General features: G+C 73.6%; 7 protein-coding genes and 1 tRNA gene. 3 read left to right on the forward strand and 5 right to left on the reverse strand.

Going from position 1 to position 8,873, the window contains the following annotated elements; all coding sequences use genetic code 11:
* The first annotated feature begins 88 nt into the window (after positions 1-88).
* A complete protein-coding gene (locus tag FM110_RS02035) occupies positions 89-1,360 on the forward strand; it encodes an MFS transporter (RefSeq protein WP_327230292.1) in 1,272 nt (423 codons plus the stop codon).
* Positions 1,361-1,409: 49 nt separating this feature from the next.
* On the opposite strand, the gene dcd is transcribed toward FM110_RS02035, so the two are convergent.
* The gene (dcd, locus tag FM110_RS02040) at positions 1,410-2,006 is read right to left on the reverse strand and encodes a dCTP deaminase (protein ID WP_087102194.1); all 597 of its coding nucleotides are present in this window, start codon (positions 2,004-2,006) and stop codon (positions 1,410-1,412) included.
* 149 nt (positions 2,007-2,155) lie between these two features.
* On the opposite strand from dcd, the gene FM110_RS02045 reads away from it, so the two are divergent.
* Positions 2,156-2,226 (forward strand) — tRNA-Gly (locus FM110_RS02045).
* A 124-nt stretch (positions 2,227-2,350) separates the two neighbouring features.
* The gene (locus tag FM110_RS02050; protein ID WP_087102196.1) at positions 2,351-2,926 is read left to right on the forward strand and encodes a TetR/AcrR family transcriptional regulator; all 576 of its coding nucleotides are present in this window, start codon (positions 2,351-2,353) and stop codon (positions 2,924-2,926) included.
* 9 nt (positions 2,927-2,935) lie between these two features.
* Here the strand turns inward: FM110_RS02050 and FM110_RS02055 are convergent, their stop codons facing one another.
* From FM110_RS02055 to FM110_RS02070, 4 genes are all read right to left on the reverse strand, one after another.
* Complete coding sequence (locus tag FM110_RS02055; protein ID WP_087102198.1) at positions 2,936-5,434, reverse strand: sodium/proton-translocating pyrophosphatase; 2,499 nt, start codon at positions 5,432-5,434, stop codon at positions 2,936-2,938.
* Between the two features lie 58 nt (positions 5,435-5,492).
* Entirely contained in the window at positions 5,493-7,382 is a 1,890-nt protein-coding gene (locus tag FM110_RS02060) for a thioredoxin-like domain-containing protein (protein WP_087102199.1), read from the reverse strand.
* A 73-nt stretch (positions 7,383-7,455) separates the two neighbouring features.
* Complete coding sequence (locus FM110_RS02065) at positions 7,456-8,127, reverse strand: HAD family hydrolase (RefSeq protein WP_087102201.1); 672 nt, start codon at positions 8,125-8,127, stop codon at positions 7,456-7,458.
* Positions 8,124-8,822: an HAD family hydrolase gene (locus FM110_RS02070; RefSeq protein WP_087102203.1), complete on the reverse strand. Its 699-nt coding sequence runs from the start codon at positions 8,820-8,822 to the stop codon at positions 8,124-8,126. Before FM110_RS02070 ends, FM110_RS02065 begins: the two co-directional genes overlap by 4 nt.
* Positions 8,823-8,873: the final 51 nt, after the last annotated feature.

Genomic DNA, 8,873 nt, shown 5'->3' on the forward strand with positions numbered 1-8,873 from the left:
GCCTCCCTCCACCCGGCCCGTCGGGCCCGAGCAGGGCGCGGACGCCGCCCGCTCCCCCGAGCGCCGCCGCCGGATCCGCGCGTTCAACCTGTGGGACGGCGGCATGTCCGCCTTCTCCTCGGTGATCCTCACCTTCGTCTTCGCGACCTATGTGACGAGCGGCGTGGCGGCCCACGGCATCGAGGGCGAGGCCGCGATGAAGGCCGCGCGCGACCACGGCTCCGAGGTGCTCTCGACCGCGCAGGCATGGGCCGCGGTCGTGATCGCCCTGCTGGCGCCGCTGCTGGGCAACCTCGCCGACGCGGGCGGGCGCCGCAATCTCCTGCTGCGCGTGACGACCCTCGCGACGGTCGCCACGGTCCTGTGCATGCCGCTGGTGCGGATGGATCCGTCGTACCTGTGGCTCGGGGCGATCCTCATCGCCGTCGGCGTCGTCTTCTCGGAGCTCGCCGGGGTCTTCACCAACTCGGTGCTCCCCCAGATCTCGACGCCCGCCGATCGCGGCCGCATCTCGGGGACGGCCTGGGCCACGGGCTACTGGGGCTCGATCCTGTGCCTGGGGATCGTGCTGCTGGGCTTCGTGATGCCGGGAACGGGGCTGCTGGGCATCACGGCCGAGGACGGCTGGAACCTGCGGGCGATCCCGGTCTTCGTCGCGCTGTGGATGCTGGTGGGGACCCTCCCACTGCTGCGCCGCGCCCCCGCGATGCCGCGTCGTGCCGACGCGGCGCGGTGGACGCCGTGGCAGGGATACCTCGACATCGGCCGGCGCCTCGCCCGCGCCTGGCGCGACGAGCCCGTCATGCTCGCCTATCTCGTCTCCTCCGCGATCTACCGCGACGGGCTGGGCGCGATCTTTTCGCTGGCCGGGGTGCTCGCGGCCAACGCCTACGGCTTCTCGACCACCGAGGTGATCGTCTTCGGCATCGCCGCGAACCTCATCGCCGGCTTCGGCGTGTTCCTGGGCGGCAGGGCCGATGACCGCTTCGGCCCGCGGGCCGTGATCATCGCCGGCTGCATCGTGATCATCGTGATCGGGGCGGTGGTGCTGCTCGCGGGCACGACACTCGCCTTCTGGATCTGCGGGCTCCTCATCTGCCTGTTCGTCGGGCCCGTGCAGTCGGCCTCGCGCAACCTCCTGACGCGGCTGTCCAAGGAGTCGCAGGAGACCGAGGACTTCGGCCTGTACGCGACGACGGGCCGCGCCTTCGGCTTCCTGGGCCCCGCGGCGTTCGCCCTGTGCGTGGGCCTGTTCGACGACACCCGCATGGGGATGCTCGGCATCCTCGCGGTGCTGGGGCTGGGGCTGCTAACCTTCGCGCCGATCCGCCTGGGCGCGGCCGGGCGCCGCGCCGCCTGAGGGCGCTTCTCCGCACCTCAACCCCGGCGCATCTCAGCCCCGGCCCAATTCAGCTCTCGGGGCGATCGTCCTCGATGAGCGTGCGGTGGAAGTTCAGGTACGAGCGCGAGGCCGTCGGGCCGCGCTGGCCCAGGTAGCGGTTGAGGTTCGCCCCCGTCCCGTAGGGGTGCTCAGCCGGCGAGGAGAGGCGGAAGAAGCACAGCTGGCCGATCTTCATCCCCGGCCACAGGGCCACGGGCAGCGTCGCGACGTTGGACAGCTCGAGGGTGATGTGACCGGTGAAGCCGGGGTCGATGAACCCGGCCGTCGAGTGGGTCAGCAGGCCCAGGCGCCCCAGCGAGCTCTTGCCCTCCAGGCGCGCGGCGATGTCATCGGGCAGCGTGACGGACTCGTACGTCGAGGCGAGCACGAACTCCCCCGGATGCAGCATGTACGCCTGCTCCGGCTCGACGGCGATCTCGCGGGTGAGCTCGGACTGCTCCTGGGCGGGGTCGATCATCGCGTACTTGTGGTTGTCGAAGACGCGGAAGAAGCGGTCGATGCGCACGTCCACCGAGGCGGGCTGGATCATCGACGGGTCGAAGGGGTCCAGGCGCACGCGCCCGGCGTCGAACTGGGCGCGGATATAGCGATCGCTGAGAAGCACGGGCCCAGGGTATCGACCGCAGGGACCCCTCGCGCGCCGTTCGGTCCTGCACGGCGGCGATGCCGGTTCGACCGGGTGCGCGGGCCGGGCTACACTGGTCCAGCACGTCGGTCGGATCGTCTCGCCACGGTCTTCGACCGGCCTGCACTGCGGGTGTAGTTCAATGGTAGAACTTCAGCTTCCCAAGCTGACAGCGCGGGTTCGATTCCCGTCACCCGCTCCGCATCCGAGAGCCCCCGGTCCGCCGGGGGCTCTCGCGCGTCCGGCGGCCCATCGGCACTGCTGACACACCGATGATGCTGACAGTTCCCGACACGGCGTCAGGTCGTGAGAGGATACGGCCCATGCCCAAGATCATCGGCGGCTCTCTCGAGGAGCACCGCCAGCAGACCCGCGCCCGCATTTTCGCCGCCGTCGGGGAGCTGATGGAGCGCGACGACTTCGACCAGATCACGTTCTCGCGGATCGCCGCCGAGGCCGGAGTGGGACGCACCGCGCTGTACAACCACTTCCCCGACAAGGACACCCTGCTGGTGGAGTTCGCGATCCACGAGACCGCGAGCTACCTCGAGCGCCTCCGCGAGGGCATCGCGGGAGCCTCCGACGCGGTCGAGGCGATCGCCCTGTACGTGCGCACCCAGGTGAGCCTGCACGGCGCCTTCCACATGCCCTCGCGGCACACGACGCTGGCACCGGAGACGGCGATGCGCATGCGCGAGCACGTCGTGATGATCGAGGACGTGCTGCGCGGGATCCTCGTCCAGGGCATCGCCGCGGGGGACTTCGCGCGCGATCTCGACGTCGACCCGACGGTGCGGATCGTCAACTCCCTGCTGATCGGGCGCTCGACCGCGAACGACCGCGAAACGGAGGCGCTGGTCGCCTTCGTGGTCCGCTCCCTCGGCGGCACTCCCGCCTGAGCGGCCGCCTCAGCGGCGGCGCGAGCCCTTCGACCCCTTCGAGGCCGACCGCTTCCCGCCCGTGCCCTTCGAGGCCTTCTTCCGCTCCGCGGCCGCGCGCCGCGCCACGACGACCTCCTCGCGGTCGTCCTCGTCGTCCCAGGCGCCGGAGAACAGGTCGTCCTCGCGCTCGTCGACCTTCCGGGCGAACAGGGGCTCGTCGAGATCGTCGATGGCGTCCTCGAGATCGGGCTCGGGCACCGAGGCGGTGACGATCGCCGCGGACACGACGGCCGCGAGTGCGAGCAGCGCGATGCCCCAGCGCAGGTAGATGCTGGTCCCGTCCGTGGGCAGAGCGACGAAGGTGCCGATGCCGACGGCGGTCAGCAGGGCCGTGGCGAGCGCGGCGGGGACGGCGATCTGACCGATCGCGGCGCGCAGGCCGGTGCCCAGGACCGCGTTGCCGAGCGCCGCGGAGTGCGCCCACGAGCCGCGTCCGCCGTAGCGGCCGCTCTCGATGATCCCGATGCCCGAGCGCAGGGAGGCGTCGGCCGCGCTCGTCCACACGGCCAGCACGAGGGCCCCGACGACCACGGCAGCGAGGTAGCCGGGCAGCGCTGCCGCCCCGAGGCCGAAGCCCACGAGGACGGGCATGAGCACGGCGATCGCGAGCGGGGCCGCGGCCGCCTTGCGGGTGAGGGTCTCGAGCTCGCCGAGGTGGACGCGGCCGCTGCCGCCGTCCAGGAGCGCCGTGCGGGTGTCGAGCACGGCGGCGGCGCCGATGCGGCGGGCGGACTCCAGCAGGGAGGTGCCGATGAACAGCACGGCGACCAGGCCCGCCGCGACGCCGCCGACGGCGGTGACCGAGGCGGGGGTCATGTCGTGCAGGGCCGTGTCCTCCCAGACGCTCGCGCCGCGCGCGGAGCCGCGGATCGCGTTGGTGACGGCGGCGAGCAGCGGCAGCGCGCCGAGCACGGCCGCGACCTGCAGCCCGGTGGCGGAGGCGGCGTCGGCGGTTCGGGTCGCATCGCGCAGGGGCGTCTCGCTCCCGGGGCGGTCGGCGATCGCCGCGGCCGTGTGCACCGCGGCGTGGCCGGCGATGACGAGCAGCGCGCCCAGGCCCGCGTAGGCCACGAGCACGGACACGAGCATCCCGACGCCAGCGCCGAGCACCTCGAGACAGCCGAGGCCGAGGACGACGACGGTCAGCACGAGCGCGGCGGTGGTGCCGCCGGAGCCGAGCGCGCTGAGGGCGCCGAGGGCCCCGCCGGTGCGGGAGGTGCGGGCCCCGGCCAGCGCCGGCGTGTTGCGGCGGTCGGCCGCGTACGACATGAGCAGCTGGGTCGCGATCGCGATCACGGCGCCGACGGCGACCGAGATGCCCACGAGTAGCGGCGGGTTGATCCCGTAGATCGCGATGGTGTCGACGATCGAGCGGGAGGCGTCGTCGGTCTGCGAGAGCAGCTGGGCGAGCTGGGCCTGGGCCTGCTCGATCTGCGGCTCGAGCTGGGCGCGCGGGACGGGCTGGCCGCCCGTGAGGACGGGGTCGGTGAATTGATCGAGACCGACCTTGGCGAAGCGCAGCCCCTTGTACTCGGTGGGCAGCCACAGCATCGCGGTGGCGATGAGGGCGCCGGCGCCGAGGACCGACGGGATCAGCGCGCCCAGGCGCAGGGTCTCGTGCTCGCGGCCCTCCGTGCCCAGCTGCGGGATGACGGAGACGATGAGCGCGACGAGGACGGCCATGCCGCCGCCCAGCAGCGGCACGATCATGCCCTCGACGGCGAGGACAGCCACGCCCACGGCGATGCCCGCCGCCAGCACGGCGGCGGCGACGGCGGTGATGTCGGCGCTGCGGGAGGGGCCGCGGCGCTGCAGGGACGCGAGGCGCACGGCCTGGGCGCCGGGGTTGTCGTCGGCCTCGCGGTCCAGCTCGTTCTCGTCGGCGCCGGCGAGCAGGGCCGAGGAGTCCGCAGCGATGTCGGTGAAGGAGCCGGTGGCGCGGGCCGCCAGGGCGAACAGGGCGGTGCCGGCGGCGAAGGCCAGCAGCGGCGTCCCGGCGTCGGCCTGCAGGAACCAGACGGCGATCGCGACGGGCACGAGGGCCAGCGCCAGGGCCGCGGCGACCATCAGGGCGCCGGCGCGGGCGAGCGCGCGCCGCCGCTCCTCGGGCTCGAGCGCGAGGGTCGGCAGGAGCACGCCGATCGCGCTCCAGGAGGAGACGGCGCCCACCAGCAGGCCAGCGAGCATCATCCCCGAGCGGATCAGGCGCATGTCCATCGAGCCCGGCACGAGCAGGAGCAGCAGGAGGGCGGGGACGCCGATCGACAGCGCGGTGGCCGCGGACGCCGACAGCAGCGAGCCCAGGCGCTGACCCACCTCCTCGTCGAGCTCGGGCGAGTCCTCGTCGCGCCGGGCCCGGCGGGGCATCACCGCCCCGAGGACGATCGCGACCACGCCGATCAGCGCGGTCGCCAGCAGGGTCCAGGCAATGTCGTCGCCCAGGGGGAAGCTCGTGATGAGGTCCACGGAAGAGGTCTCCTCGTGCCGATCGGCGAGTGGGTCGCGGAAATGCGGTCGGGCGGCGTCAGCCCAGCAGGGCGAGATCGAGGCGGTCGGTGCCGTGCCCGGAGACCCGGACGGGCACGCCCCAGTCCTGCTGGTGCATGTGGCAGGCGGGGAACTCCACGTCCGGATCCGCGTCGCAGGAGGCGGCGCGGGCGCTCACGTGTAGCACGCCCTCGGTGTACGCGGGGTCGAGCTCGAGCGTGCGCTCCATGTCGGCGCTCGTGCCGCCGCCGGAGACGATCATCGCAGCCGGGGTCGCGGAGATGCTCACCTGGGTCGACGGGCCCAGCGAGTCGTCCATCTTCTGCCCGGGCGGGGGCGTGAACAGGACGCGGACGGTCAGCGGCCCGGCGGCGATCGCGGTCGCGGGACGCTCGGAGCGCTGTGCGCCGAGGTCCACGTGGCGCTCGGCGGCCCGGGCGATGGGCACGAAGGTGAGGCGGTGAGCGCCGGACTCGACGACGAGCAGCTGGTCGACCCCGTCGATCGGGTCGACGACGATCGCGTCGGACGGCTCGGCGAGGTCCGTCGCGACCGTCACGACGGTGTCGGCGGTCGGATCGAGCAGGCGGATCGCCCCGTTGTAGGTGTCGGCGATCGCGATGCGGCCGTCGGGAAGGGCGGTGACGCCCAGCGGGTGCTGCAGGCGTGCGGTCTCGACGGGCCCGTCGACGTGCCCGAAGTCGAACAGGCCCTCGCCCACGAGGGTGCGGACCGTCAGGGCGTGCGGGTCGATGACGCGCACGGCGGAGGTCTCGGAGTCGGCGACGACGATGCGGCCGTCGGGCAGCTGGTCGGCGCCGGAGGGCTGGGCCCACCACGAGCGCACGAGGGCGCCGTCGACGAGGCCCTCGTTGGTGGTGCCGGCGAGGACCGCGAGGGTCTGCCCGGCCGGGTCGTAGAGCCACATCTGGTGGATCCCGGCCATCGTGATCACGACGGCGGCGAGCTCATCGGACCAGGTCAGGTCCCACGGCGTCGACAGCGAGAAGGACAGCGGATCGCCCTGGCCGACGGGCAGGGCCTCGCCCTGCATCCACTGCTTCCCCGTCCCGGCGAGCGTGGTGACGGTCGTGGCGGTGCGGGAGCGCAGGAGGCGGTCGCGACCGAGCGCCACGCCGCGCAGGCGGTTGCCCGCGGTGTCGGCGACGACCAGATCGATGCCGGTGGCCTGGGCGACGTCCTCGGGCAGGACGACGATGCCGTTGGGCTCGGCGAACTGCGCCTCGGGGCCCTCGCCGTCGGCGTGCCCGCGGGTGCCGGTCCCGATGATCTCGTCGACGCTCGCGCCGTCGGCCTCGAGGACCACGAGGCGGTGCTGGCCGGTGTCCGAGACGATCACGCGGCCGTCGGGCAGCGCCGCGATCTTCGAGGGGAAGCGCAGCGGCTGGGGGACGCGGTCCTCCAGCACGGTGGGCGCCGGCCCGCGGCGCAGGGAGCCGTCGGCCTCGCTCTCGGCGACGAGACGGCCGATGAGCGCGTCGAGGTTGTCGGCGTGCCCCTCCCCCGACATCGAGCCGGCGATGCGGCCGTGGGCGTCGAGGACGACGAGCGTGGGCCAGGCCTTGACGCCGTACTCGGACCAGGTGCGCAGCTCGGGATCGTCGAGCACGGGGTGGGTGACCTCGTAGCGCTGGACGTTCGCGGCGAGCGCGTCGGGGTCCTTCTCGAACTCGAACTTGGGGCTGTGGACGCCCACGACGACGACCTCGTCGGCCCACTTCTCCTCGACGGGCCGCAGCTCCTCGAGCACGTGGAGGCAGTTGACGCAGCAGAACGTCCAGAAGTCGAGGACGACGATCTTCCCGCGCAGATCCTCGAGGGTCAGGTCGACGCCGCCGGTGTTCAGCCAGGCGCGGCCGCGCAGGTCGCTCGCCCGCACGCGGACGTCGTGGGGTGCAGAGGTCATGGGCTCCAGTGTGCCAGGTCGGCCCGTGCGCGCCCCGGGAGCGGTCATCGGACGACGGTCCGCGGGACGGGCCTCAGGCGCCCCAGGTCCCGATCCAGGCGAGCAGCTCGGGGTCGTCGAGCGTGGTCAGGCGCAGGTCGCCGGTGGGCACGGCGTCGCCCGCGTCCGTGACCGTCAGCAGGCGCAGGCCGCCGGCGAGCGCGGCGCGGGCGCCGGTCGCGGAGTCCTCGAGGGCGAGGGCGCGGGAGGGCTCGGCGCCGAGCCCCCGGGCGGCCTGGACGTACATGTCCGGGGCGGGCTTGCCGTGCTCGACGGTATCGGTGGACTCCAGGCGCGTGAAGTGCTCGAGGAGGCCGGTGCGGGTGAGCTTGTCGACGAGTGCGTCGTGCCAGGAGTTGGAGGCGCAGGCGATCGGGACGCGCGCGGCGGCGGCGCGGACGACGGCCTCGGCGCCCGGCAGCGGGTGCAGCTCGTCGGCGAGGTTCACCAGGAACTGCTCGCGGACGGCCGCGAGGACATCCTCGTACGGGCGGTCGGCGGCGCGGGCGATGTGCTCGGCGGCGACCTCGAGGGTGGAGCCCACCATCGCCTCGGCGGCCTCGGGGGCGAGCGTCGCGCCGTACCGCTCGAGGATCTGGGTCTGGGTGTGCTCCCAGACGCTCTCGGTGTCCAGCAGCAGGCCGTCGCAGTCGAAGACGACGGCCTCAGGGGTCCAGGTGCCGAAGGCGTCGGTGAACCGGCTCATCGGGTGATCTCCCAGGTCTCGATCCAGGCGCGGAGGTCGGCGTCCTCCAGGGAGGCGAGGGTGACGTCGGCGACGGGGTGCTGGCCCGCGAGCGACGGCACGGCGATCAGCGCCAGGCCCGCCCCGGCCGCGGCCTGCGCACCGGTCTCGGAGTCCTCGAAGGCGAGGACGTCGGCGGGATCGGCGCCCAGCAGGCGCGCCCCGACGAGGTACATGTCGGGCGCGGGCTTGGGGGCGGGGGCGTCCTCGATGGCCACGCTCGCGTCGAAGACGTCCCCGAAGGGCATCGCGGCGAGCTTCTGGTCGAGCAGATCGCGCGGCGAGTTCGAGGCGACGGCCACGGGCACGCGCGCGGCGATCGCCCGCACGGCCTCCTCGACGCCGGGGAGCAGCCGGACCCCGCGGCCGAGGTCGGCGCGGTGGAGGGCGATGAGGTCCTCGGCCACGCGCTGGGGGTCGGCGTCGAGGACCTCGGCGATGGTGCGGATCACCGTCTCGGCGCTGCGCCCCGTGAGCTCGCGGCGGGTCGCGGCGTCCAGCGCCGCGCCGTGGGAGGCGAGGTAGGAGTCCTGCACGCCCACCCATTCGGCCTCGGTGTCCACGAGCACGCCGTCGCAGTCGACGACGACGGCGCGCGGCGTCCAGATCGGGGTGGGCCAGGCGGCCAGGCGGGAGGTCTGCGCGGGGGTCGTCATGATGGGCTCAGCGTATCGGGCGCCCCTGGGCCCGGCTCCCCCGTCCCACCC

Origin of the sequence: Brachybacterium nesterenkovii (assembly GCF_900163655.1) — a bacterium.
Lineage (GTDB): Bacteria > Actinomycetota > Actinomycetes > Actinomycetales > Dermabacteraceae > Brachybacterium > Brachybacterium nesterenkovii.